The organism is Streptacidiphilus sp. MAP5-3 (genome assembly GCF_041262505.1).
Taxonomy (GTDB): Bacteria; Actinomycetota; Actinomycetes; order Streptomycetales; family Streptomycetaceae; genus Streptacidiphilus.
The window spans coordinates 399,133-421,990 of record NZ_JBGCCL010000003.1; the positions used below are offsets into that span (position 1 = coordinate 399,133).

Here is a 22,858-nt window from a genome sequence, read left to right on the forward strand (position 1 = left end):
TCAGCGGAGCTTGTAGTCCTCGTGGTCTACGGCCCGCTCCCAGACCTTCAGGAACGCGTCGGCGACGGAGCCGATCAGCGACGCTTCCCGTCGGTAGTCGTCGCGGAGGTAGCCGCCGTTGCCCTTGAAGTACCCGAAGCGGATCACCGTGTCGTCGAACACCCAGAAGTCGTTCCCGGGGAGGAACAGGTCAGAGCACTCCGCGCGGGAGAGCCAGCGGACCTTCTCCCCGCCGTCCAGGTTCACAGGCGTCAGCTGGTGCTCCCACCTGATGTACTCCGTGACGGGCTCGGAGACAATGCGGGCTCGGCGCACGTCGACGCCACGCCCGACCATCGCCCTGGTGACGTCTGTCCAGTCCTTCAGGTATGTCCGCACCCAGTCGAGCTCAAGGTCCGGACACCCGGCCGCACGCCAGGCGTGAAAGTCGGGGTCGTCTTCCGCTGTCCCCTCGTAGCTGTCGCGCATTTCGAGGTGCCAGGCCCTGGACGTGCAGGTGTAGAAGGGCTCCTCAAAGCGAGTCGGCAACGTCGCAGGCCTTCCTGATGGCGTCCCGCATGCGCGCGGGGATGCGGATCACCAGCTCCCCGGCCGGAACTCCAGGCTGATGCCCGGGAGCAGGGTTCTTGTGGACATCGGCGAGAGTCTCGGGGGTCAGCTCGTAGCTCTGGACGACGAGGTCCCCGGTGGTGTCCTCGACCCAGATGGTGGGCGAGTTGTTCGCGCCGCTGTTCTCGTCGAAGTCGATGAACTGTAGTGCCATCGCAGCCTCCTGTGTGAGTCGCTTACGTGGTCTTACACGTCACGATTGCGGCGAACGTGACAGCACGTCAAGGGGCGGTGACGTTTAGCCCGAAAACCGTCCGTGCCGCCAGCCGAAGCAGTACCGGCTGAACGACCCGTTGGGCTGCTGGTGACCTCCTCACGGGCCTTGTCACTCCTGGGACGTACGCTCGGACATATGGCTGACGCTCTCCCGATCCCCGACGACCTAGTCCAGCTCCAGCGCGAGCTCGACTCTGCGAGCCTGGCCCTCGCCGACTACACCCAGCTCAAGACCGCCGAGTACCGCGAGCGCTTCCCCGAGCCGGAGCAGGTCATCGACCGGGCCCGCTGGACCGAGGAGGAGACCGCCGAGTCGCAGCGCCTCCGCGCCGCCGAGCTCGCCCTCGTCATGGCCATCCACCGGCACCCAGTCACCCAACAGGCACTCGCCGAAGGCAACGGCTGGCCGATCGAGCAGGCCCGCAAGAAGGCCGCCCGCGAACAGGCGGATGCCGCCTGAACAGGCGCCTTGGCCGGTGCCGACTTACGGTCGAAGCAGATAGCCCCGGAAGCTGGGAGTGATCATGTCCGAGCCGGGTAGCCTCCGCGACCGCGTACTGGTGGCGGTCTATGAGCGGTCACACAGCCAACTGACGGAGACGGATGGCCTCGTCGAGCAGTTGGGTGTGAGTCGAGCGGAATTCAGCGCCGCCTGCGACGACCTGCAACAGCTTGGCCTGGCCGAACCGCAGTTCCACTTTGCTCCCGAGGGACGCTTCCCGGGCCTTATCAAGCTCACCCGCGCAGGCTTCAGTCGCGCGGAGCAGCTCCGGGCCTGAGGTCACCACCATGCCGAAGACCGCCCCCGCTGCCTGCCGAAGCAGGAGCGGGGGCGGTGGTTCAGTGGCCGAATGCGGGCCATACGGCGGCGATCAGCGCCCCGGCCGAGACCACGGCCGTGATCACGGTGACGGAGCTGTGCGGGATCCGGCGTTCCTCCAGCGCCCGGAGGCGGTGCTCGTGGTCGTCGACCCGCCCGGGGACCTGGTCCAGCTTCCGGGTCAGCTCCCCTACCGCCTCGCGGGTGGCCCGGACCTCGGCGTAGACCTCGTTCGGGGTGATGACCACGGAGCCGTCCGGGATCGACAGCGGCGCGGTCACTCCGCTGCCGCTGGCGGCTTCGGCGCGGCTGGGGCACCGGGCACGGCTGCGGCAGGCGCGGGGGCGGTGGCCTGCTGGACGGCGGCCAGGTGCAGCTTGGCCGCGACTGTCGACCACGGCACGGTCGGCGCCCACTGACGCCACGCCATCTCGACTACGCCGACCAGCGCCGCCGCTAGGGCGTGCCCGGACAGGTGCGAGGTGCCCAGCGTGGCCGTCTGCGCGGCGAACCCTGCGGCAGTCAGCCGGACGAACCGGCCCGCCTGGGTCCGGGCGTTCTTGCTCTCCAGCTCGGTTCTGAGCTGCTCCATGAGCGACGTCACGGCCGCCCCCTTCTCTACATGGCGAAGGCCCGCACGCTGGCGGGCCGGACGGGTTGGTGGTGCGGGTCAGCCGAGCAGGTCGGCCAGATCGGACGGGGCGACGTCGTACGGCGCGCGGCCGTCGCGGAACAGGTGCACTCCGGCTGCCTGGTAGGCCGCGTCGGTGTACTGCGAGCAGATGAACTGCCCGCTGGCCTGCACCTGGTGGGCCAGCCACGCTCCGGCACCCGGGACGTGCAGGCGTACGGCGGCCTGCCGCAGGTAGGCGACCCAGGAGTATCCGGCGCCGATGTGGGCGACAGCCCAGGCGACGATCTGCTGCCGCTGCTCGGTGGTCAGCATGACCGGCTGCCCGGTCGAGTCGCGGAGGCGTCCGGCGGACCAAAGGATCGCCGGGTTATCCAGCCGGTACGTTGCGCGGCCGGCGCCGGACGGCCGGGCCTCGATGGCGTGGACGGTGTTCCCGTCGACGGCCTCGACGAGGAAGGCGTGCCGGTAGAGCGACGCCCGATCGGCGCTGGACCAGTGGCCCTGCGTCAGCTCGTCCAGCCACTCCGCCGCGCCGATCAGCTGGCCGGTCTGCGAGGTGGAGTGGACGAGGCCGAAGTCTCCCGGCTGAAGCAGCGCGGCGGCGGTCATGCGGTGGCCAGAGGGGTGACGGCCACCGGAGCAGACACCGACGCGGCGGGCGCGGCCTTGGCGGCTTCGAGTGCCGCGCCAAGGGCGTCGACCAGCTGCGGCACCAGGACCGGCGCGACCTGTGCGGCGAGCGCGGCGACCTGGGCGTCCGTCAGCGTCGGCGCGGACACGGCGGCGACCGTCTTCGCAAGCGCGTCGACCTGCTGCTTGAGCGCCGACAGCCCGGAGCCGTTGGTCTTCGACTGCGCGTCGACCTCGGCAATCGCGTGCTGCGTCTGGTCGTAGTGCTCGTCCTGCCACTCCAGGTAGGCCGCCACCGAGATCTGAGCGGGCTTGCCGTCCGGGCCCTTCCGGAACGGGGAGGCGAGCTTTGTCTGGAGCAGCGTCTCGGCGACGAGGGCGGCGTCGGCAGCGGTGAGGGGCATGTCGGTCTCCTGGGGGTCGATGCCGGGCCAGTAGTCGGCCACGGAGCTGATGTCGTACGGGCCCGGGTCGGCGAACTGCTTCGCGACCGCGCCCGTAGGGATGGTGAGGTCGCCGTCGTACTGGGCGACCCAGTAGTGCGGCTCGGGCACTCGCACGGCCTGGAAGGCGGCGCGGACGGCGGGCCACGTCGAGGTGTTGCAGTAGACCGAAGGGTCGACGCCCGCAGCACGGCGGCGCAGCACCCAGCCGGGCGCCTCGGTCGGGGTGGCGTCGCCGGTCTCGACGTCGAGGACGTGGCCGGCGTTGGTGCTGGCGAAGACGGCGATCTCGACGATGGTCGCGTGCGGGTACTTCGCCCGCATCTCGGTGACGTTGGCGTAGTTGCCGTCGACGTATCCGGCGTACAGCGGCGCGCCGGCGGGGAGGTTCGCCACGGTCACGGCGTCGTACATGGTCCTGGCCATCAACGGGCCTCCTGCTCTTCGTCGTTGTCGTCGTCGGCGAGTACGCTGCCGATGCGGCTCAGGGCTCGGGCGAAGCGGGCCCGGTCGGCGTTCACGGCCAGGACCCACTGAACGACCTTGGTGATCGCGCCGATCAGGGCCGTGGCTGCGCTCGCCCCGCCGAGGCACGTCCAGAACGTCATTCGGGGGCCGCCGCTGGGACGAGACTGGCGACCAGCTCGGCCAGCTGCTTGCGCTGCGCCTGCTCTTCGGCGAGCTCCTGGCGCAGTAGCTCGCGGTCCTCCAGGAGCAGCTGCCGCTCCTCCATCACCGCGTCGTGCGTCTCGCGCGCCTGCCGCTCCCCGGCGCGACCCATGACCATCTGGCCAACCATCAGCAGCGGCAGACTCCAGAGCTGCACGCTGTTGGACCAGTACAGGAGCGTGGCCATCCAGGCGGGGAAGATGACCGGCAGGAACCCGTAGGCGAAGAACCCGTAGGTCGTCCACATGCTGCCGAAGATGCGTGTGGCCCGGACGCCGAGCCGCTCGTTGAAGTCCGTCACGCGGCTCACTCGGCGGCCTCGCGCGCGGGGATGACTTCGGCGGGCGGGGCCATCTCCGCGCGCCACACGCGCAGCGGCTCCCACAGCGGCCCGGGCAGGACGTGGACGCCGAGGTGCGTGCGGTGGTGGACCGCGCACAGCGGCTCCAGGTTCCCGGGCGACTCGCACCATTCGGCGAACGCGTTGTCGTCGTCGAAGTGGTGCCCGTACGCCTGCGAGGCGAGGTCCAGGTCGATGCCGCCCGCCAGGGAGAACTCGATGTGAGTGTGGTGGAGCTCGATCGGCCCCGGGAAGGTGCAGCCGGGGATGGCGCACTTAAGCAGGCCGAGTCGCCGCATTCGCTCCTTCGCGGCGTGGAACAGGTGGTAGTGCGGATCGTGTTCGCGCGGCTCGTGCGCGGGAACGTGAGCGATCCAGTGCGCAGACCCGGCCTGATCGTGGGCAGCGACCGGACCGTCGTGGACGTGGGACATGAGGGTGCCTCCGGGCATGCGAAAGCCCCGCACACTGGCGGGGCGTCAGGGGCGGGGCTGGGTCAGGTGAACGTGATCGGGTTGGTCGCGGTGTCGGTGGTGTAGCTGGTGACGGCCTGCGAGCTCTTGCCGACGATCACCTGGATGGTGCAGCCGGTTGGCAGCGGCAGCGCTTCCATGGCCTGGACGAACGCCCCGACCTCCGCGTCGGTCCAGGACGGGTCTCCGAGGACAATGGAGCCGTTGTCCTGGAAGCCGTCGGAGGTCCGGGTGATGTTGAACTGGACGCTGTACTGGGTGACGCTCTGGACCGTGCTCATGTGCTGCTCCCTTGGTCAGAGGTGCGCGAAGGAGACGGAGAAGGCGGTGTCGACGTCCCCGGCGATGGCCGTGGTGAGGGAGCTGCCGGAGGTCTGGGTTCCGTGGACCTCGATGTAGTCGCCGGTCCCGTTGAGGTAGATCTTCCGCAGGGGTGTGGCGATCGCGGTGTCTTGGCCGGAGGCCGCGCCGCCGACGAGCGTGCCGGTGCCCTGGACCGCGTTGCCGTTCTTCGCGATCCGGATGCCGCGGTTGCCGGTCGCGTTGTTCGGGAAGCAGATGGTCCCGGACACCCAGTACCAGCCCGGTGTCTGGGCGGTGTAGCGCGACGGAGTGCTCGATGACCAGCCACCGTAGGTGTCGGCGATGATGCCGGCAGCGTCCGCGAAGTTGATCGGGGTCCAGCTGCTGGCGCTGCTCGTGATGAGCGTTCCCGTCGCGGTCTGGACGGCCTCGAACATCGGTGGGTTGAGCAGGAACGTCAGCCCGGTGTAGAGCTGCGCGTCGAGGAGCGCGGCCGTCGCGACGTCGCCGACGTTCCACTGATACGGGACAGGTGGGGCGAGCCCCGTCATGGGCACCTCCAGGCATGCCGAGGACCGACCCACGCGAACGGGAGCCGGTCCGGGTGAGAGGGGGTCAGTAGGCGGCGCGCGGCCCGGACGCCGAGAGCGTCGCCAGGGCGTCCAGCGAGCTCGGGTAGCTGGCCAGGGTCGCGGGCGGCATCGCATAGTTGGCAGGCAGGGGCTGGCAGACGACGTCGTTGACGGCGTGGTTGAACGCGGTGTTCGCGGTGAAGGTGACCGCCACGCTGGTGTAACCCGCCACCGTGGAGGCCACGGACTTCACGGTCAGCGTCTCCGCATTCGCGGTGCCGTAGGACAGGGTCAGCTGCGTCCCCGGCACCAGCACCGCGGCGGCCGGGTTCGTCGCCGACCCGGTCAGCGCCGACAGCGTCACAGTCGCAGTGCCCGCCGTCGAGGCGGTCGCCACCGTGGTGTGCAGCGACGCCGCAACCCACCAGTTCAGGTACGGCCCGGCCGGGGTGAGCTGGAGCGTCGCCTTGAGGTTGCCCTGGTCATCGCCGTTCCACGTGACGTGCTCGACGAACTGCTGCACCGAGATGGCCGCCGCACCTGGGCCGGACGGTGGACGGCGGTTCACCTGCGCCCGCGTCCCGAACCCGACCGGCAGCATCTGCTGGAGCAGCGCAGGGTTTGCCGCGACGTCCACGTTCAGCGCCGACAACCGCGGCAGCGGCTGCCCGTACTGCGACACCAGGTACTGCCCCGCTGCCTGCTGGAGCGTCGGGTCGTAGGTGTTGATGGACCGCTGCACCGTGCGGGGCAGATACGTCTGCTCTGAGGCGGCGTTGGTGACGTATAGGTCCGGTGGCTGTGTGCCGCCCGGTGCCACGATCTGGCTCACCTGGGCGACGTTGTAGATGTGCGTGGTGTCGAAGTCCATCGCCAGGTCGCCCAGGTACGGGACCTCGCCTGCGGCCTGGTTCTCGCCGAACACGATGGTGGGGTTGGGCTGGAGGTACCGCCACAGACGACCGTTCAGCCACAGCACGCCGTTGCTGTCCGGGTAGACCTGCCCGGCCTCGGTGTCTCCGACGAGCGTCATCGCCGACACCGGGTCGGTACCCGCCAGGTTCGCGCCGCCCATCTTGACGGTCGAGCCCTCCCAGCCGAACGCGCCCGGGTACTGGACCATGTTCAGGATGCGCTGGATCCGGGCGGAGGAGAACTCCCCGGCCCAGCCGGTCGCGAAGCCGCTGCCCAGGTCGTACGCCGCGGTGTTGCCGATGGCGTAGTCGAACTCGGTGGCGTACGCCAGGTCTCCGGCGAACGCGTCCTGGAATGCATGGATCGAGCGGTATTCGAGGGCGCCGATGCCGTCGGTGACGCAGCCGCTGGGGTGCAGATCGGTCGTTGTGGTGGAGTAGTGGCCGTAGTTGTCCACTGCGACGGTGAAGGTTTTCCCGTCGGCGGAGAGCTGGGCAATGATGATGTGCCAGTTTCCATCGTTTACGACCAGTTCGGGAACAGTGACGGTGCTGGTGGCCGTGTTCGCGCCGTTCGTGACCCAACCGAACCCGTTGCCGCTGCTGTTGACACCAAGGATGAACACGCCCTGGGAGCCTGACTGTCCGGACCAGAACGCGGGGCCGGTCGAGGCCCACAGGGTCAGGAACTGGTTCGTCGGGGGCAGCGCCGCCGAGGTGCGGAAGCAGATGATTCTCGTCCAGCCGCCCGAGGTGGGCAAGAACGTGTTGGCCGACGTCGCGATGAACTTCCCCGTGCTGGTCGTGCCGCTGCCTGACGGCGAGTTGGAGACCGTAGTAACGGGGCCCGCGACGCCGACCGCGCCGCTGCCCTGCACGCTGCTGCCCGGCGTGACCGTTCCGCTGCCCGCGCCGAGCGCGGAGTTCCCGATGATGCGCGGGGCGTTCCGGCCGGTGGCATCCGCGAACGACGTCGACCCGGCTGGGTCGTTGAACGGGTAGATGAAGCGCGGTCCGAGCGCGGTCAGGCTGGCTTGGAAGTTCGGCTGGAGCGTGAACTGGGCCAGTCCCGCGAGGACGTCGATGCAGGTCAAGTCGACCATGCCGTACGTGCCGGAGAAGTCCCACTGTTGCGGCCAGCGCTCCACGAAGCCGGTCCACAGCGGGTAGACCACGCCGCCGGCCGTCCACGCCGTTGGCGCCGAGGCCTGCTCGAACTGCATAGCGGTCAGGTAGATCGTGTTCACCGCGGTCGTCGCGGTGTTCGTGAGCCACGTGCCGATACGGGCCTCGACTGCGGTGGCGGGCGCGGTGGCCGAGATCGTGTTCTGCGCCCAGCCCGACTGCACGGGGACGCTGGCGATGGTGGCGCCCGCTGAGCCGACCTGCGCGCCGGTCTGGTCGTACCAGAGGACGTTCTGGGTGATGCCCAGAGACGCATCGCCGCCCGAGGCTCGGGACGCCCAACACGACCAGGTGTACGTCTTGCCGCCGACCACCGGCCACGACAGCGGATCAGCATTGCCCCCGGTCTCGCCGGTCACCAGCGGGTACTGATTCGCGAGGCTCGACGTGATCGGGAACGTCCAGGCGGTGGCCGTGGCGTGGCCGGTCGGGGCCGGTGCCAGGCCGGAGACCGGGGCCACGCTGCCGGTGAACGGGAACCACTGAGAAGCGGCGGCGGTGGCGTTGCTGACGGCCTGCGGGACCAGGTTCCGCGTCGGCGGCCACACCGCTTGGAGGCGGCACTGTCGCATGGGGATGACGTTGGGGTAGTACGGCGACGCCGTGTTCGTCGGGTCCAGCGCCCCGTCCAGGTTCCACAGTGTGCAGGTCATCTGGCCGGACTGGATCTGGTCGAGCTCGTACTGCCGCCCGGCCAGTTCGGCGGACCAGGACTGCCGCAGGCGCGACGACAGGTCGACATACGACGGCTGGGTCGACATGTTGCCGCCGGTGTTGAAGGCGACCTGGAACCGCACCTGCGGCCACGACGGCAGGAGGGTGGACGCGCCCAGCGGGGTGTTGACGTGCTCGAAGTACGCGTTCCCGGTCAGCGTGCCGGAGCTGGTGCCGCAGGACAACTGCACGGCGACCGCAGCTGGGGACCAGCCGTAGGCGATCGTCGCCAGGGTGGTCCAGGCCGCGCCGTCCGGCGAGGTGTCGAACGCCCACGAGCCGCCGACCTCGCGCAGCCGCCACCAGGCGTGCTGTGTGGGGTCGTAAGCGGGCAGGTTGACGGTGGTCGCGGTGCCGCCGGTGGTGGTTGACGCCTGGAAGCTGCCGGTGGCCGTGTTGACCTGGAGGCGGACCTGGTCGTTGGCGTCGGCCAGGATCTCCACATAGGTCGTCGCGCTCGTCCCGCCCGTCCCGGCTGCGAGCGGGGTGACCTTGGCCGAGAAGGACTGGCTGGAGGCGTTGTACGGGCCGTTGGCCTTGATGATGTGGAAGACGGTACTGGCCTGGATGAACGCCGAGCCGGGGAACCCGAGCCCGACGTAGCCAGAGCCGACCGAGCTGGAGCCGTTCCACACCGCGGTGTTGAAGGTGCCCTCGGTGAAGGAGTCGATCAGGCTGCCGAGCAGCGGGTTGACCATGGTGTACCTCCCGCTGCTCGGTCAGGTGCCCTGGTAGACCAGGCCGAGGCCGTTGGTCGGGTTCCGACGGTTGTTCCGCAGGGCCTGGACTTGCAGGATCTTGAAGAGCTGCCGTCCGTCGACCTGCACGATGATCGGCGGATAGTCGCCGCCCGCCCCGGCCGCCGCCGCAGCAGCCATGCCGGACGCCGACAGCGCCAGACCGCCGAGCCCCTGGTTGCCGGTGATGGCCAACTGCGCGGCCCCGGCCAGCGAATGGCCGGCACGGGTCACCTTGGCCGTCGAGCTGGTCAGGCCGCTGGCGACCATCTCGCCGATCTTGGCCCCCGCGATATCCGGCGAGCCCGAGCCCGACAGCGGGCCCTGCTTAGCCGGGGAGAAGGGCAGGAACGAGCGGATCGAGGAGGCGATGGAACCCATCGCGCCCCCGATCCCACCGACCATGCTCTTGATGCCGTTGATCAGGCCCTGGATGACGTTCTTGCCCGCGTCGTAGAGCAGCGTCCCGAATCCGGAAGCCGCTGTTCCGATTAGGTGGACGACGTCGGACAGGCCTTGCGAGACGAGTTTCTTAACGTCCTGCCAGGCTTTGCCCCACTTGCCGGTGATGATGTCGAGCACGATCGCGATGGTGTTCATGATGTTGTGCATCACCGTGGTGAGCACGCCGGAGATGACGCCCCAGACCAGCTTGAAGACGTCTCGGATCACGCCCCAGACGACTTTCCAGGTCGCCGCGATGATCGTGAGGGTCGGCTTGAAGTAGCCGTCCCACCACACCTTCACGACCGTCTGGATCACCGTCCAGATCACGCGCCAGACGTCCGCCAGCTCCTGACTGTGGTCCTTCCACCAGGCCACCAGGTCAGCGACCCGGGCGCGGATCCACGCGACGACGTTGTCGTCGAACCACTTCGCCCACTTCTGCACCTCGTGGACCACGGCCGCCCACGCAGCGGAGAACTCCTTGCTGTGGCTCTTCCACCACGAGACCAGCGCGGCGATCACCGTCTGAACCAGGTGGAACGCCCCGACCAGGACCGTCTTCAGGAACCCGGCGATCGCGTTGACGACGTCGCGGAAAGCCTTGAAGTGGGTGTAGGCGTAGATCACCGCCGCAGCAACGGCGGCGATCACTGCCTCGACGCCGAGGAGCGGTGCCATAGCCTCAGCGATGGCACCCCCGACCATGACCAGCGCGCCGACCAGCACGCCGCCGAGGATCGCTGCCAGGGCTTGTACGGCTTGCTTGTGCTGTGCGATCCACCCCACCCCGGTGCGGATCCACCCGAGGAACCTCTCCATGGGCGGGATCAGGATCGTCCCGATCTTCGTGCCGAGGTTCTCCAGGCCGGACTTCAGCTGGTCCCACTGCACCTTGAGCGTGCCGGACGCCTTCGTCCAGTCGTCCTGCCACTGCTGGACGCTGCCGCCCTGGCTCAGCTGGTCGAACTTGTCCTTGAGGCCGCCGAGGTTGTCCATCAACTCGGTGACGCCCTTGAAGTTCTTGCCGCCGCCGAATGCCTTGACCAGCAGGCTGTTCGCCTCGGTTCCGGACACTCCTGCGGCGATCATGTGGTTCCGCAGGTCGTTCAACGCGATGTACAGCCCGTCGGGCTGCTTCAGGTCCGTCGCCATCCGTCCCTGGGTGACGCCGGCCTTCTTCAAGGCCTCGGCCATGGCGTTGGTCGAGGCTGTGACCTGCGTCGAGTTCATCCCGAGCGTGACCATGATGGAAGCGGCCTGCTTCGACTGGCCGACCATCAGGGCCATCATCATCGACAGCTTTGTGCCTGCTGTTTCAGCCGTGTCGCCGCGGTCGGTCATGTAGTCCAGCGCGGCGCCGACGGAGTTCAGGCTGACGCCGAACGTTGCCGCTGTGGGGGCCCAGGACTTGATCGAGTCGTTGAGGGACTGAAACGTCGTGTCCCCGTTGCCGACGATCGCGTTCAGTGACGCCATCGTCGGGGTGGCCTGCGCCGCCGAGAAGTTGAACGCCTTCATGACCGACGACAGCGTGTAGGTCGTGTCCTCCAGGTTCGCCCCGGAGATCTGCGCCTCCTTCGCCGCATCGGCCGTGACGATGAGCGCTGACTTCAGGTCGAGCCCTGCCGAGATCGGGTGGTACAGCGCCTGGGCCATCTCATTGCCGGTGAACCCAAACTGGGTTCCCATGTTGAGGACCGTGTCGCCGAGCTGCTTCGACGTCATCCCGGCCTGCTTGAGCTGTTCGCCCGTCAGGCCTGCCTGCGTCTGCAAGCGCGTCATGGAGGCCTGGAAGTTGGTGGCGCTCTTGATCGCCTCGAAGACGCCGAATCCGGCGGCTGCCAAGCCCGTGGCGTACTTCATCAGGCCGCTGGCGGTCTCCGACATCGCCGCGGCGGACTTCTCCCCGGACGCGACCGCAGCGTCGCCGGCCGCGGTGGTCGCGGTCGCGACCTCCGTGGCTGACGCTTCCGCTTCGGTGCCGAGCGAACCCATCGTCGCGCCCAGCTCGGCGAGCGATGTCCGAGCCGCGGTTGCGCCCTCGGTGACGGCTGCGCCCATCTCGCGGGCGCTGGCCGCGAGCTGGTCCATCGCGGTCTGGCCCTCGTCGTCCGTCGTCTGGACGGTCTTCGCGAGGGCGCGCATCGCCGAGGCCACGCCGCGGATGCTGGCCTTGACGGCGTCGAGCGGCTCCAGGACGCCATCGCTCATCTGGACGACAGAGTCCGTGACGAGCTTGAAGCCGTCCGCGGCCACCTTGGCGGCGTCGGGAATTCGCCCGAGCGCCTTGATCAACGAATTGATGGCCTCGACGGCCCCCGTGTCTTCGCCGCCGAGCTCGACGACGACTGGGGGCAGGAATGAGTCGGCCACCGTGCCACCGCCTTCCAGAATTCGAAGGGGTGGCACGGTGGCCACGGGTTCAGGTCAGATCAGTACCTCGGGCCGCCGAGCAGCTGCTGCTTCGCCTGCTCGAACTGCTCGGGTGTCAGCAGGCCCTGCTGGACCATGTGTCCCAGCCGCTGGAGCTCGTCGGTGAGCGATGCGGCGGGCGGGGTCGGGAAGGCGTTCGGTGCCGGGTGCTGCGGCTGCCCGTAGGCCGCGGGCTGCTGGGGTGCGCGCCTGGTCGCGATCGCGGCGAGCAGCACGTTGCGCAGCTCCTCGAACCGCTTCGTCTGGCCTGGCCAGAATTGGAGCGCCAACGGGTTGGCCCGGGCGGCCATGCGCCGACGAGGCGCTACCGTGCCCGCGACCAGCAGCGTGATCAGGCCGCTCTGCACGACGTTCGCCGACTTGAGCTCAACGCCCGTGAGCTGATCGATGGGAATCGAGCCGTCGGGGATGCCCGGCATGGAGTGGTGGATGGTCACGGTCCAACCGTCGAACCGGATCTCACCCAGGTTCCCCTTCACGACGATGGGCAGCTGGGGCTGGGGCTGTGTCATGCCCCGGAACCTAGCCCTGCTCGGGCCGCCGTGTGGCGGTTTCGTGAAGGTCAGCCTTGGATCGCGACGGCCCAGATCTTCGCGAACGCCGCCCTGAACGCCGGGTTGCGCATGGTCTCTTCGGCGGCGGGGCGCAGGTACGGGCGCTTCGGGATGAAGCTTGCGTGGTTGCGTCCGGCCCAGCCGGACAGTTCGTGGATCGCGGCGTAGACGGTAGTCGCGCCCAGGACGGTCATCCACAGGCCGGGCTGGGTCTGCATCGGCGGGTCGTAGCGGACGCTGTCCCGCAGTCTGCCGTCGATCTTCGCCGGAGGCTCGCCGGGCGCCGCAGGCGTCGGCGTCCCCCGAGCATGCGACTTGAGCTCCAGCTTGGCCTGCACCGCTGACTTCATCTCTTTCGCGCCAGCTTCGACCGCCTGCGGCGTCGCCCGCTGAACGCGGGTGGTCATCTCCTCGAGGGCGGCCCGCAGGTCGTCTACTCCACGAACAGTGAGCACCGCGGGCCTCCTCGTCAGCTGTTGGCTTGCTTGTCCTTCTCGCGCTGGATGCGGCGGCGGGTCAGCATGAGGTCCCAGGCGTAGCGGCGCACGTACAGCGGTGTGGCCTCCAACTGCTCCCACGACCAATGCATCTCGCGCATGAGCTCGAAGTCGATGAGCTCGGCGGGTGCTGGGCCGGACGCCCACGTGCCGTCGTAGATGCTCTCCGCGGGCCAGAGCACATCGGTGAGGTACGGGTCGTCCAGGTCGTCCGGCCCTTCTACCCCGGGTTGCGGACCGCCTTGATGGCCTCGCCCATGGTCGTCTGGATCTCGACCGGCAGCTTGGCGACGAGCTCGGGTGTGGCGGGGAGCGGAAGCAGGGCCTGGTCCTCGTTGAGGTCGGTGGCGTCGTAGACGTGCCAGGCCACCACCAGGCGAGCCAGGACGACGAGGCCCTGTCGGAAGTCGCGCTCGGTCTCGGTCTCGCCTTCCTGGAGCGGAAAGTCCGGCGGGTTGAGGTCCTGGACGGGCATCATCTTCGGGTTGCGGATGATGACGTGGACCTTGTCGCCGTCCTCGGACAGCTCCGGGAAGTCCAGCAAGATCGTGCGGTTGGCGTATCCAGCCATGTGGTTCTCCTTCGTGAGGGTTGGGGATGGGTGTCCCGGTGCGTGGGGGCGCGCTCCCCGCGCCCTCACACGACATAGCGCGCACAGCCCGCGCACCGGGAGACAGAGGGGCAGACCGGCTCAGTAGGCCGTGGTCTGCCAGTTGCTGAGCGTCGCCTGGACGACGCCGCCGTCAGTGGTGTTGGCGACACCCGAGATCGAGTAGTCGGACTGCACGTACGCCTGGCCCATGTCCCTCTTCCCCTTCGTCCAGGCACTCTTGGACGAGGTGACGGACAGGGACTGGCCGCCGCGGGCGACCGGCTGCTGCGCGGACACGGTGAACGGCAGCTGCGTGTTCTGGAGGAACAGGCTGATGTCGTTGTTGTTCTCGAAGATCGCCTTGAGGGTGGCGTCGTATTCCAGAGCCCCGGCGAAGATCTCGCGCGGTGCCTGGGTGCCGTCGGAGCTGGAGATGGCCTCAACGGCGCGCTTGAAGGTCCCGTCGCAGGTGAGTCCTCGCGTCGAGGCGGAGCCGCCGCTGTTCATGTTCCACGACCAGCCGAGCAGCGGGTCGTAGGTGGAGTATGCGGCGGACGCCGTCGAGTTGGGTACCGAGGGGAAGGCCGTGGCCTTCGTGCTGAGGCTGATCGCGCCCTTGGGGTCGATCTTGAGGCCGAGCTCGGAGAACCGGGCGTACGACGCCGACAGCCACTGGATCGTGTCGTAGTACAGGAACGAGTACGTCGGCAGCGCCACGGCCGGATTCTGCTGGAACTGGTGCTTGGTCTGCGTCACCGCGGCCACACCGGACGCGTGCGCGTACTGGAGACCCACCCGGTTCGCGCCGATCTTGCCCAGCACCGTCGTCACGTTGGACGTGTAGGGGCCCGTCCCTGTCGCCGTGCCGTCCGTCCACGCGTACTCCACGAGTGACCCGGTGTCGAGCATCACCACCGTGCCGGCCGCGAGGGACACGGGCGTCTGGATGGCGGTCGCGCCCACCAGGGTTGCAGCGGACAGGGTGGTCGAGACCCCGGCGGTGACGGTGTCTGGGCCGATGGTGGCGCACAGCATGTGCCCGACCAGGTCCGGGTAGGCGAGCAGGTCGATGGACCACTCGGAGTGCGCGGGCCCCTGGTAGACGCCGTGGAGCACGGAGTCGTCGCCGCGCACTGACTCGTCGCGGATCGACGCGATCACGTCCTCGTAGCCGGAGGAGCCGGTGTAGGGCAGCGACACCGTCGGGGCCTGGAAGGCCCCCGGAGTGACCTCCTTGCCCATGGCGAGGATGCCCTTGCGTGCGAGCTGGGTCATGGGGTCGGCTCCTCACCAGCCGCGACGGCGGCCTGCTTGCGTGCGGTCTTGGGGGGTGAGGGCTCGGGAACCGGCGCGGCCTCGACGGGCTCGAACCCGACGATCGGGTCCTTCCAGTCGACGGTTTCGCCGGGCTGGACGGTCGCGGGGATCGCGGGCACGTCCAGCGGGTGATCAGTTGCGTTGCGCTGCAACATGCCGCGCGCCTCCTACTCGGTGTAGTCCTGGTCGTCGGCCGTGTACGTGAGCGTGGCGGTCAGGCAACCGTTGGGGATGTCCTGCTCGGGGTCGCCGTACTGGACGAGGATTTCGGCGCCGTTCGGGGCCTCTGCCACGGACATGAACCGGCCGCCGTGGCTCTTGTCGCCGACGAACCCTTCGATCCGCTGGACGACCAGCAGCAGGGCGTTGTCGAAGGCCTGCTGCTCGATCTCCGCCAGCTGCGTGCCGATGGTCGTCGCTCCGATCGGCCACCGGCAGCGGAGCTGGAAGTGATGGGTCGCCAGGCGGCGCTGCTGCCCGAAGCGTTTCGTGGGGAACTGGCGGCGGATGACGTAGAGCGCCGTCTGCCGCATGCCCGGGGTTCGAGGCAGGTAGGCCTGGACCACCTCGAACGGACCGCCGTCCGCCTGAGCGAGGGCAGGCAGGCCGTCGCCGCTGGTCAGCAGCCAGTCCGCCTCACGGGCGACCGCGTCAGCGAGACTCACCTGCGCCTCCGTTTCCGCTGCTGGTGTCGACGCGCTGCGGCGTCAGCTCGGCGCGCGATCCGGCCGCCCGCTTGGGCCTTGCGGGAGTGGTAGCGGGGCTGCTTGCCGTGGTGGCCCTGCTTGGTGGCCCGCTTCACGTGGTGCTTGTGCTGCCGGTCCAAGACGTGGTGTCGCCTGGCGTGGGTGCCCCAGTGACGGCGGCCCTGGCGGCGATTACGCGGCCCGGCATGGCGGACGCCGCGCCTGCGGGTGCCGTGGTGGCCGGTCGAGCCCCGCTTCCCGGTGTGCCGCCGGGTACTGCGGTGGGTGATCCGGGCGCGGTGCTTCACCGTCGACTTGCGCCGCTTGGCGCTCTTGCGGTGCTTCTCGTGACGGCCCTTGAGACGCTGGCTGATCTTGCGCCGGGTGGCCGCGGAGAGCGTGCGCCGTTTGCGGTGCGAGATCTTCCGCTTGGTCTTGCTGTGGTGGCCCCTCAGCTTCTCGCTGATCTTCTGTCGGGCCGCCTTGGACAGCTTGTGGCCCTTACGGCGCCCGGCGCTGTGGTGCGTCACGCGATGCTTGAGATGACGCCCCTTGAGTCGCTCCGAGATCTTCTTCCGCGCCGTGGCGGACAGCTTGTGGCCCTTGCGGCGGTGCTTGGACGGTGCCCAGGACAACGGCCTCCACCGCCTATCGGACGTAGCGTTCCAGGATGTCCTCCGCCTTCGAGCGCAGAAAGTCCGGGTCGTGGCCGTGTTGCTGCAACAGCGGATCCAGCTCGGTGGCCGCGATCGAGGCGGCCATGTACTTCCCGGCGCGGACCAGGGAGGCTGGCATGGTCTGGTAGCCGCCGCCGTAGGTGATGACGAGCTCGGAGGCCTCCGGGATGAACTGGCCGAGCTGGAACCACAGGAACCCGGTGTCGGGCTGCGGACCCAGGGTCAGGTTCCCCGGCAGTACGGTCTCGCTGCCGCCGTAGGAGCGGACGACCTGGACGGTGACGTCGGAGTAGGCCCACAGCTCCGGGTAGCGCGGGGCGTACTCGGACAGGTGGACTCGCCGGATCATCGCCGTGCTGCCGAAGCTGGCGGCCCAGTTGCGGCCCAGGGACCCGGCCAGGTCGAGCGGCATCGCGCCGGAGTCGACGTACTCGTCCGGGTCGATCCCCTCGGCGCGGTGACTCTCGATCAGGCCGGTGAACGGCGCGAGCCTGCGGTCGCAGTGCTCTTCGCATTCCCGGGTCGCCTCGGCCAGCAGGTCCGTCTGCGCCTGAGTGCTGGTCCAGGACCGCACCAGGTCACTGAACGGGCCTTCGGTGAGCTGAGCCCAGGTGCACAGTGGTGCGACGCTGTCCCCGGCCATCGGCTACGCCTCGGTGACGCGGGGGCGCCGGCCGCGCGTCTTGGTGGCCTCGGGCTCGGTGACCTGCTCCGGCTCGGCGTCTGGCTGTGTGGCCGCCTCGTTGGCGTCGTCGCCCTGGTCCTCGCCGTCGTCCTCCAGGGCCTCGGGCAGGTCCGGGAGGACCTCGAACTCGTGCGGGTCGATGGCGACCAGCTCGGCGGCGTCCTCGGGCCGGATGTCGAGGACCTGGCCGGGCTCGCTCCAGACGTGGCCGTGGCCGCTGGAGCCGGTGTGGAGCTTGCGTACCCGCATCGCGGGCCCTCCGATCAGGAGTTGAGCGGGCGGGGCCGGCCCCGGGAGTAGGCGGGGCCGGACCAACCGCGGGTGGGCTACAGGGAGATCGCGACGTTCGCGAGCTTGGTCACGTACCGCGGCGCACGGACCGCAAGGCAGGTGTCCGTCGCCATCGCGAACGGCAGCGTGTCCGGGGACAGCACCGTCGGCGCGACCTCGATCGGCTGGATCTCGCGCACGTACGGGCGGACCATGAAGTTCGCGTCGCGCGGGACGAGGTACAGGTCCTCGATTCCGGCGTTGCGCGGCTTCGCCCCGGCGTTGGTGCCGTTGTAGGCGGTCGGCAGGACGCCGGGGACGGTCGCGCCGTTCTGTGGCACCAGGGCGGACCCGGTGTCGACGATGCTGGTGGCGTAGACGGGGGTGATGCCGTCGTTGCCGGTGCCGACGATCGCGTCGACGTAGCCGAGTAGCGTCTCGCCGCCCGCTGCCGAGCCCCGGTAGACCTTGTATGAGATCGGCGACGCGCCGTCCTGGCCGGTCGGGGTGGTGAACGCCAGGGTGACCGTGGACGTGTTGGCGGTCGTGGTCGCGGAGACCTCGGCCGAGGCGATGGTCTCGCCGGAGCGGGCGATGACCGCGGCGACGCGGTAGTAGTACGTTCCGGTCGCCAGGGTGCCGCCGGTGGCGGCCGGGGTGGTGGTGACGGTGCCGACCTGCACGCCGTGGGTGGACAGGAACGACGTCTTCACCAGCGGGATGTCGCGGTAGGTCGGGACGTTGAGGCCGGCGGCGACCTCGGTGGAGCCCATGAAGCGCTGCTGGTTGGTGAACAGCTCCGCGAGCATGGAGAACGCGGTGTTGCTGCCGATGATCATCCAGTTGGTGCTGAAGACCGACATGGCCGCGTTGGTCTCGGCGAGGTCGATCATCTGGTTGATGAGCGACAGGGAGAGGTTCGCGCCCGCGCCCGCGATGACGTTCTGGTTGACGCCGGAGTAGATGTTGACCAGGGTGTCGAGGCCGTCGAACTGCGGCCATGGGTCGTTCGCGGTGGCACCCGAGTTGCCCCACAGCAGGGCGGTCTCGATGTCCCAGTACTGGCCCTGGATCGTGTTCTGGATTTCCTGCGCGAGCAGGTCTCCGATGACGTCCTGGGTGACCTTCTGGGCGTAGCCGGTGACGCCGCCGACGGCCTGGAGCTGCCGGATCTGGTACTGGTTCTGCACGTACGTCGAGTTGCTGACCGGGCGGGCGCCGCCGTCGGTCACGAACCCGCCAGCGACGCGGTTGGTCAGCTGGTTGAAGTAGTACGTGGTGGTGTTGATCTGCTTCGTGGGCGTGGCCTGGACCAGCGGGGAGTACCGGCGCTGGTAGTCCAGCACCTGTGGGTCGATGACCTTGGGGATAAGGGCACTGGCGCCGGATGCGGTCAGTGCCTCCTTCAGTTCGGTCGCCATGGCGAGATCACCTTTCGGGGCATGAGAAAAGCCCCGGCCAGGTGGCTCGGGGCTTCAGGGGCGGGTGACCATCGCTGCCATGGCGGGCACCCCAGCTCGTGTTGGCTGGGGCGGTCGGGTGTTCAGTTGGCTGGGCTGCTACTTGGCGAAGCCGAAGGCGCGCAGCAGCTCGTCCTTCTCGACCTGCTCGCGCTTGGCCGAGGGGAGCTCGTGGAAGGCCCGGTCGGTGGGGATGTCGGACTCGGTGGTCTTGGTCTGGATCGAAAGGCCGACCCGGCGCGGGCCCATCTCCTGCATCTCCTTGCGCAGGTCGGCCTTCAGCGACTCGACGGCGGTGGAGACGCCGGCGGCGACAAGGCGGGAGATGCGCTGATCTTCGGTCTCGGCGACCGGTGCGGGCGCGGTCTCGGTGGTCTCCGCAGCGGGGGCGGCGGGGGCTGCGCCGATGCGGTCGAGCAGGGCGCCGAACTGCTCCTGCGTCAGGGTGATGGTCGCGGCCGGGGCCTGCGGGGTGGCCGCCTCGGCGACGGCCGCGTTGGTGGGCTGCTCGCTCACGGCGGGCACCTCCTGGGGTGTGGTGGTCTCCCCGACCGGTGTGGTCGGGGCGGTCTCAGCGAGGGCGGCGGGGACAGTCGGGGCGGTCTCCATCTGGTCGTCGTCCGGCTGGCCGGAGACGGCCTCCATGTCGCCGTCGGTGTCCGCGTGTGGGGCTCCGGGGACGTCGATGTCGGCGTCCATGTCGGGGTCGAGCGCGGCCAGTGCGCCGCAGACCGCGTCCATCGCTGCGGCGGCGATCACGCGCAGCTCGGCGGGATCAATACCTGCGACGCGCAGCGTCAGGCACGTGGGGCCGTTGAAGGCGTCGATGCAGAACCCGCCCTGACCGCCGGAGCTGTCGGGGAAGTACTCGGTGATGTCGCCGAGCCGGGTCTCGGTTTCCTGGCTGACGGTCACTCCGAACCTCCTGAGTGCCGCCTTGATGCGGCCCTTGATGCGCTTGAGCTGCGCAACGCTGTAGAGACGCGCGTTGTCGTCCTGGTTGATGTACGACCAGGCCGCCTTGGCGTGGGCCTTGGTGTCGATCGGGTACCGCTTCACGCCGTCGCGGTAGCCCGGGTCGGCGTAGAGGACGTCGCCGTAGGGCTTGCGGACCGGCTTGGCGGTGGCCTCGGTGACGGACTCGTAGACCAGGCGGCGGCCGTCGGCGGTCTCTGTCGCCAGCTCGCTGCTGCCCTCGACCCCTGCGCCGGGGACGCCGGGGGTCTTGGTGAAGTCCAGGCCGTCCAGGGTGAGGCTGTCGGCGGTCTCGACCCGCTGGCCCTGGTGCTGGACGGTGCGCACATTGCCGTCCCACCAGCCGCGGATGGACACGCCCTTGAGGAAGGGCTCGTCTCCAGTGACCAGGGCGGCCAGGTCCCGGCCGTGCTGCGTGTCGGCGAGTTCGGCGGTGAACGCCACGCTGCCGTCGTCGCGCTGCGTCAGGTCAGTCAGGCGGCCCACGATTCGCGAGGAGTCGTCCTCCGCGCCGTGGTGGGTGAGCATCGTCATCGGCGGTCCGTCGCCGGCGGCGATGCGCTCGCGGGCCTTCGCGACGGCCGCGGCGAGTAGTTCGCGGGTGTAGAGGCGGCCGTTGCGGCTCACGCCGGGCCGGATGGCCGTGCCACGGATGGTGGCGATGCCAGCCATGGTGTCCTCCCGTCAGCCGGAGTCGGCGGGTTCGTAGGTGCAGCGGCAGTTCGGGTGCGCGGGCAGGTCCGGGAGTGCGGCCGGCGGGTACGGGCCTTCGTCCTGGTTGTCCTCGCAGGTTGGGCAGACGCGGCCGTCGCCGACGGTGACCCATGCGACGAGGGCGATCTGGGCGGCCTGGAACGCGATTCGCTGCGCCCGCCCGTACGCCCGCGAGACGAGGACGTCGACGGCCAGGAGCAGATCCGCGCCCGCACCCAGCGCGCCCAGCAGGGCCGCGGCGATCTGCCGCGTGGTCCCGGAGCTGGCCGCAAGGAGTCGTGCCAGGCGGCGGGCAGTGGCGGCGAGCAGCGCCGAAAGCAGACTGCCGACGTCGCCCGGCGGCACCGTCCCCATTCCGCCGCCCTGGAGCAGATGCGTCCCGGCCGCTTCCAGGCCTGCGAGCCACGCCCGCTCCCGGGACAGGTTGAGCGCGGCCCGGGTGTTGGTCCAGGGGCGGGCGAGCAGCGCGCCCAGGATCAGCGCAAGCGCCGCCTGGAAGCGGTGATCGGCGTCCTGGCCTGCCGTCTGTCGCTGGTAGGCGGCGACCAGCTCGTCGACGTCGAAGCTGTCCAGGTCCTGCAACCACGCGTCCAGGACGAGCGCGGCCGCGGTGGCGTGTAGCGCCTGGCGGCGCGGGTGGATACGCCGCCACTTTCCGTGCAGCGCCCGCGTTTGGACGCGGGCTTCAGACACGGGCCAGCGCTTCGGCCAGGACCCGTTGGTAGACCAGGTCCCACATCTCCTGCGGGTCCTGCTCGTCCTCGTCGTCCTGGCCGTCGTCGTGGCCGGGCGGGTGACCGGCGATCGCGGCCAGCGCGGGCGGGAGCGGTTCCGGCTCCTGGTCGGGCTGCATGTTGATGCCAGCCGCCGTCAGGTCGATCCCGGCGGCAGCCGCCGGGGCGGCGTTCTTCGAGATCATCGCCTCGCTCATGCGTGCCATGTCCGACCACAGCACCAGGTTCTGGCGGTCCACCAGCACCGGATCGTCGCCGCCGTCGACGGGCGGTTCACCGATCGCATCGCGGTACTTGTTCAGCGTCCACGCGCCGTTGCGCAGGCGGGTGTCGTAGATGCCCTCGATGATCTGCGAGTCGCGCCAGTCGATCGCCCCGAAGTTGATCCGCCAGTCCGTGATGCCGAACGCCCGCAGCAGGGCGAAGTTCAGCTTCTCCAGAAGCGCCTGCGCGTACGGCTGGCAGGTGTTGACCTGGAACGTCTTGAACTGGGCCTCGCCGGTGCCGCCGCCGAGGTTGCCGGACTCGATGATGCTGATCTGCGCTGGCGGGACGCCGTAGACCGTCAGGCCCTCGTCGCGGCACTGCGTGAGAGTCGACTCGATATCCGCCAACTTGGCGGGCTGGAGCTCGCCAATGACGGCACCGGCCCGGGTGACGATCGGCGCGCCGATGTTCCTGGGGCCGAGATTCCGCTGCCGGTACTGCGAGTCCCAGCGGCGCATGTCCGCGTCCGAGGTGCCGGCGGGCTGGTCGACGTGGAGCGTGGGCGGGATGCCCTTGCGGCCGAGCTCCTTCTGGGTGGCCTTGAAGAACAGCCACGTCGTAATGGACAGCAGCGCCTTGCGGGTCGGGGAGACGCCGTAGACGCCACCGCGCGGCGAGTCCAGAGAGATGTGGATGATCTGCTCGGGCGCGAACTCCGCGCGCTGGGACTGCTCGGTGATCTGGACGTACTTCTCGACCTCGCCGTGAGCGTCCGCGATGATCCGCATCGACGGCACGTCGATGCTGTAGAGCGCGATCGGCAGCCCGAGGAACCACACAACCTCGATGAAGCTGTCGCCGAACACGAGCAGGTCCATCAGGCAGCCGCGGAGCAACTGGCGGATGTCCTCACGCGGGTTCACGTAGTTGAGCAGCTGCTGGAGCGCGAGGACGTTGGCGGGCTTGGCCGGGATCTCTTCGCCTTCGCCGGTGTCCGCGTCCCAGTCGATCTGCACCCCGCCCGCGGTGATCGTGCGGGCGATGGTGTCCACGCACGCGGCTGCCCACGGGCACGCCAGGTAGGCGTCGTACAGCTCGCCGAGCTGCGCGGCCCGGTTCTGCGCGTTGCCGGAGCCGTCGGTGCCCTGGTTCCACTCCGTCAGCCCCATGCGGCCGATGCCGTACTCGAAGCCGAGCCGCGGTGCGGTGCTCCCGGCCTGGACCGGCGCCGGGGCGAGGGCGGCCTCGCGGAAGGGGTGGAGCAGGCGGTCGAAGAACGCCACCGCGCTCACCCCCTCGTCAGTAGATGTGCTTCGGGATCAGCGCGGCGGCGCGTTCGGCGGTCAGCGGG

The 22,858-nt window shown here is 69.4% G+C and carries 29 protein-coding genes; 2 read left to right on the forward strand and 27 right to left on the reverse strand.

What is annotated here, in order from left to right; all coding sequences use genetic code 11:
• Positions 1-528, reverse strand: coding sequence for a DUF6879 family protein (locus ABH928_RS08090; RefSeq protein WP_370063606.1), 528 nt, complete (start codon positions 526-528; stop codon positions 1-3).
• On the reverse strand, positions 512-763 hold the full coding sequence (locus ABH928_RS08095; protein WP_370063608.1) for a hypothetical protein: 252 nt from the start codon (positions 761-763) through the stop codon (positions 512-514). Before ABH928_RS08095 ends, ABH928_RS08090 begins: the two co-directional genes overlap by 17 nt.
• Positions 764-961: 198 nt before the next feature.
• Between ABH928_RS08095 and ABH928_RS08100 the strand changes: the two genes are divergently transcribed.
• Both ABH928_RS08100 and ABH928_RS08105 read left to right on the forward strand, forming a co-directional pair.
• Complete coding sequence (locus ABH928_RS08100; RefSeq protein WP_370063610.1) at positions 962-1,285, forward strand: hypothetical protein; 324 nt, start codon at positions 962-964, stop codon at positions 1,283-1,285.
• A 64-nt stretch (positions 1,286-1,349) separates the two neighbouring features.
• Positions 1,350-1,604, forward strand: coding sequence for a hypothetical protein (locus ABH928_RS08105; protein ID WP_370063612.1), 255 nt, complete (start codon positions 1,350-1,352; stop codon positions 1,602-1,604).
• A gap of 61 nt (positions 1,605-1,665) precedes the next feature.
• Here the strand turns inward: ABH928_RS08105 and ABH928_RS08110 are convergent, their stop codons facing one another.
• The 25 genes from ABH928_RS08110 to ABH928_RS08230 all read right to left on the reverse strand — a co-directional run bounded on the left by ABH928_RS08110 (position 1,666) and on the right by ABH928_RS08230 (position 22,790).
• Positions 1,666-1,926, reverse strand: a complete 261-nt coding sequence (locus ABH928_RS08110) for a hypothetical protein (RefSeq protein ID WP_370063614.1) — start codon at positions 1,924-1,926, stop codon at positions 1,666-1,668.
• Positions 1,923-2,249, reverse strand: a complete 327-nt coding sequence (locus ABH928_RS08115; RefSeq protein WP_370063616.1) for a hypothetical protein — start codon at positions 2,247-2,249, stop codon at positions 1,923-1,925. The genes ABH928_RS08110 and ABH928_RS08115 overlap by 4 nt, the downstream gene beginning before the upstream one ends.
• Positions 2,250-2,315: 66 nt before the next feature.
• A complete protein-coding gene (locus tag ABH928_RS08120) occupies positions 2,316-2,888 on the reverse strand; it encodes a hypothetical protein (protein ID WP_370063618.1) in 573 nt (190 codons plus the stop codon).
• Entirely contained in the window at positions 2,885-3,778 is an 894-nt protein-coding gene (locus ABH928_RS08125; RefSeq protein ID WP_370063620.1) for a hypothetical protein, read from the reverse strand. The genes ABH928_RS08120 and ABH928_RS08125 overlap by 4 nt, the downstream gene beginning before the upstream one ends.
• Positions 3,778-3,960: a hypothetical protein gene (locus tag ABH928_RS08130; RefSeq protein WP_370063622.1), complete on the reverse strand. Its 183-nt coding sequence runs from the start codon at positions 3,958-3,960 to the stop codon at positions 3,778-3,780. The genes ABH928_RS08125 and ABH928_RS08130 overlap by 1 nt, the downstream gene beginning before the upstream one ends.
• The gene (locus tag ABH928_RS08135) at positions 3,957-4,322 is read right to left on the reverse strand and encodes a hypothetical protein (protein ID WP_370063624.1); all 366 of its coding nucleotides are present in this window, start codon (positions 4,320-4,322) and stop codon (positions 3,957-3,959) included. The genes ABH928_RS08130 and ABH928_RS08135 overlap by 4 nt, the downstream gene beginning before the upstream one ends.
• Before the next feature lie 5 nt (positions 4,323-4,327).
• The gene (locus ABH928_RS08140; RefSeq protein WP_370063626.1) at positions 4,328-4,795 is read right to left on the reverse strand and encodes a hypothetical protein; all 468 of its coding nucleotides are present in this window, start codon (positions 4,793-4,795) and stop codon (positions 4,328-4,330) included.
• A 62-nt stretch (positions 4,796-4,857) separates the two neighbouring features.
• Positions 4,858-5,115: a hypothetical protein gene (locus ABH928_RS08145; RefSeq protein WP_370063628.1), complete on the reverse strand. Its 258-nt coding sequence runs from the start codon at positions 5,113-5,115 to the stop codon at positions 4,858-4,860.
• Between the two features lie 15 nt (positions 5,116-5,130).
• Positions 5,131-5,688 carry a hypothetical protein gene (locus tag ABH928_RS08150; RefSeq protein ID WP_370063630.1) on the reverse strand — a complete coding sequence of 186 codons (558 nt, stop codon included), beginning with the start codon at positions 5,686-5,688 and terminating at the stop codon, positions 5,131-5,133.
• A gap of 64 nt (positions 5,689-5,752) precedes the next feature.
• Positions 5,753-9,220: a hypothetical protein gene (locus ABH928_RS08155; RefSeq protein ID WP_370063632.1), complete on the reverse strand. Its 3,468-nt coding sequence runs from the start codon at positions 9,218-9,220 to the stop codon at positions 5,753-5,755.
• Between the two features lie 21 nt (positions 9,221-9,241).
• Entirely contained in the window at positions 9,242-12,079 is a 2,838-nt protein-coding gene (locus ABH928_RS08160) for a phage tail tape measure protein (protein ID WP_370063634.1), read from the reverse strand.
• Positions 12,080-12,138: 59 nt separating this feature from the next.
• Complete coding sequence (locus tag ABH928_RS08165) at positions 12,139-12,651, reverse strand: SHOCT domain-containing protein (protein ID WP_370063636.1); 513 nt, start codon at positions 12,649-12,651, stop codon at positions 12,139-12,141.
• Between the two features lie 50 nt (positions 12,652-12,701).
• Positions 12,702-13,148: a hypothetical protein gene (locus tag ABH928_RS08170; RefSeq protein ID WP_370063638.1), complete on the reverse strand. Its 447-nt coding sequence runs from the start codon at positions 13,146-13,148 to the stop codon at positions 12,702-12,704.
• A gap of 14 nt (positions 13,149-13,162) precedes the next feature.
• Positions 13,163-13,372, reverse strand: a complete 210-nt coding sequence (locus tag ABH928_RS08175) for a hypothetical protein (RefSeq protein ID WP_370063640.1) — start codon at positions 13,370-13,372, stop codon at positions 13,163-13,165.
• 38 nt (positions 13,373-13,410) lie between these two features.
• Positions 13,411-13,761 carry a hypothetical protein gene (locus ABH928_RS08180; protein WP_370063642.1) on the reverse strand — a complete coding sequence of 117 codons (351 nt, stop codon included), beginning with the start codon at positions 13,759-13,761 and terminating at the stop codon, positions 13,411-13,413.
• 120 nt (positions 13,762-13,881) lie between these two features.
• A complete protein-coding gene (locus ABH928_RS08185; protein ID WP_370063644.1) occupies positions 13,882-15,057 on the reverse strand; it encodes a hypothetical protein in 1,176 nt (391 codons plus the stop codon).
• Entirely contained in the window at positions 15,054-15,254 is a 201-nt protein-coding gene (locus ABH928_RS08190; protein ID WP_370063646.1) for a hypothetical protein, read from the reverse strand. The genes ABH928_RS08185 and ABH928_RS08190 overlap by 4 nt, the downstream gene beginning before the upstream one ends.
• Before the next feature lie 12 nt (positions 15,255-15,266).
• On the reverse strand, positions 15,267-15,764 hold the full coding sequence (locus ABH928_RS08195) for a hypothetical protein (protein WP_370063648.1): 498 nt from the start codon (positions 15,762-15,764) through the stop codon (positions 15,267-15,269).
• Positions 15,761-16,420 carry a hypothetical protein gene (locus tag ABH928_RS08200; protein ID WP_370063650.1) on the reverse strand — a complete coding sequence of 220 codons (660 nt, stop codon included), beginning with the start codon at positions 16,418-16,420 and terminating at the stop codon, positions 15,761-15,763. The genes ABH928_RS08195 and ABH928_RS08200 overlap by 4 nt, the downstream gene beginning before the upstream one ends.
• A gap of 13 nt (positions 16,421-16,433) precedes the next feature.
• Positions 16,434-17,105, reverse strand: coding sequence for a hypothetical protein (locus ABH928_RS08205; RefSeq protein ID WP_370063652.1), 672 nt, complete (start codon positions 17,103-17,105; stop codon positions 16,434-16,436).
• A 3-nt stretch (positions 17,106-17,108) separates the two neighbouring features.
• Positions 17,109-17,396, reverse strand: a complete 288-nt coding sequence (locus tag ABH928_RS08210; RefSeq protein WP_370063654.1) for a hypothetical protein — start codon at positions 17,394-17,396, stop codon at positions 17,109-17,111.
• 77 nt (positions 17,397-17,473) lie between these two features.
• Positions 17,474-18,838 (reverse strand): hypothetical protein, encoded by a 1,365-nt coding sequence (locus tag ABH928_RS08215; protein WP_370063656.1) that lies wholly within the window; start codon positions 18,836-18,838, stop codon positions 17,474-17,476.
• Positions 18,839-18,976: 138 nt separating this feature from the next.
• Positions 18,977-20,524, reverse strand: coding sequence for a DUF6582 domain-containing protein (locus ABH928_RS08220; RefSeq protein WP_370063658.1), 1,548 nt, complete (start codon positions 20,522-20,524; stop codon positions 18,977-18,979).
• 12 nt (positions 20,525-20,536) lie between these two features.
• The gene (locus tag ABH928_RS08225; RefSeq protein WP_370063660.1) at positions 20,537-21,259 is read right to left on the reverse strand and encodes a hypothetical protein; all 723 of its coding nucleotides are present in this window, start codon (positions 21,257-21,259) and stop codon (positions 20,537-20,539) included.
• A complete protein-coding gene (locus ABH928_RS08230; protein WP_370063662.1) occupies positions 21,252-22,790 on the reverse strand; it encodes a phage portal protein in 1,539 nt (512 codons plus the stop codon). Before ABH928_RS08230 ends, ABH928_RS08225 begins: the two co-directional genes overlap by 8 nt.
• Positions 22,791-22,858: the final 68 nt, after the last annotated feature.

Excerpts from the sequence above, each read along its gene's own strand:
- ABH928_RS08155 (WP_370063632.1), bottom strand. The coding sequence starts at position 9,220 with ATGGTCAACCCGCTGCTCGGCAGCCTGATCGACTCCTTCACCGAGGGC.
- ABH928_RS08205 (WP_370063652.1), bottom strand. The coding sequence starts at position 17,105 with ATGGCCGGGGACAGCGTCGCACCACTGTGCACCTGGGCTCAGCTCACC.
- ABH928_RS08145 (WP_370063628.1), bottom strand. The coding sequence starts at position 5,115 with ATGAGCACGGTCCAGAGCGTCACCCAGTACAGCGTCCAGTTCAACATC.
- ABH928_RS08215 (WP_370063656.1), bottom strand. The coding sequence starts at position 18,838 with ATGGCGACCGAACTGAAGGAGGCACTGACCGCATCCGGCGCCAGTGCC.
- ABH928_RS08165 (WP_370063636.1), bottom strand. The coding sequence starts at position 12,651 with ATGACACAGCCCCAGCCCCAGCTGCCCATCGTCGTGAAGGGGAACCTG.
- ABH928_RS08120 (WP_370063618.1), bottom strand. The coding sequence starts at position 2,888 with ATGACCGCCGCCGCGCTGCTTCAGCCGGGAGACTTCGGCCTCGTCCAC.
- ABH928_RS08185 (WP_370063644.1), bottom strand. The coding sequence starts at position 15,057 with ATGACCCAGCTCGCACGCAAGGGCATCCTCGCCATGGGCAAGGAGGTC.
- ABH928_RS08105 (WP_370063612.1), top strand. The coding sequence starts at position 1,350 with ATGTCCGAGCCGGGTAGCCTCCGCGACCGCGTACTGGTGGCGGTCTAT.
- ABH928_RS08180 (WP_370063642.1), bottom strand. The coding sequence starts at position 13,761 with ATGGCTGGATACGCCAACCGCACGATCTTGCTGGACTTCCCGGAGCTG.
- ABH928_RS08125 (WP_370063620.1), bottom strand. The coding sequence starts at position 3,778 with ATGGCCAGGACCATGTACGACGCCGTGACCGTGGCGAACCTCCCCGCC.
- ABH928_RS08220 (WP_370063658.1), bottom strand. The coding sequence starts at position 20,524 with ATGGCTGGCATCGCCACCATCCGTGGCACGGCCATCCGGCCCGGCGTG.
- ABH928_RS08095 (WP_370063608.1), bottom strand. The coding sequence starts at position 763 with ATGGCACTACAGTTCATCGACTTCGACGAGAACAGCGGCGCGAACAAC.
- ABH928_RS08210 (WP_370063654.1), bottom strand. The coding sequence starts at position 17,396 with ATGCGGGTACGCAAGCTCCACACCGGCTCCAGCGGCCACGGCCACGTC.
- ABH928_RS08190 (WP_370063646.1), bottom strand. The coding sequence starts at position 15,254 with ATGTTGCAGCGCAACGCAACTGATCACCCGCTGGACGTGCCCGCGATC.
- ABH928_RS08150 (WP_370063630.1), bottom strand. The coding sequence starts at position 5,688 with ATGACGGGGCTCGCCCCACCTGTCCCGTATCAGTGGAACGTCGGCGAC.
- ABH928_RS08100 (WP_370063610.1), top strand. The coding sequence starts at position 962 with ATGGCTGACGCTCTCCCGATCCCCGACGACCTAGTCCAGCTCCAGCGC.
- ABH928_RS08140 (WP_370063626.1), bottom strand. The coding sequence starts at position 4,795 with ATGTCCCACGTCCACGACGGTCCGGTCGCTGCCCACGATCAGGCCGGG.
- ABH928_RS08130 (WP_370063622.1), bottom strand. The coding sequence starts at position 3,960 with ATGACGTTCTGGACGTGCCTCGGCGGGGCGAGCGCAGCCACGGCCCTG.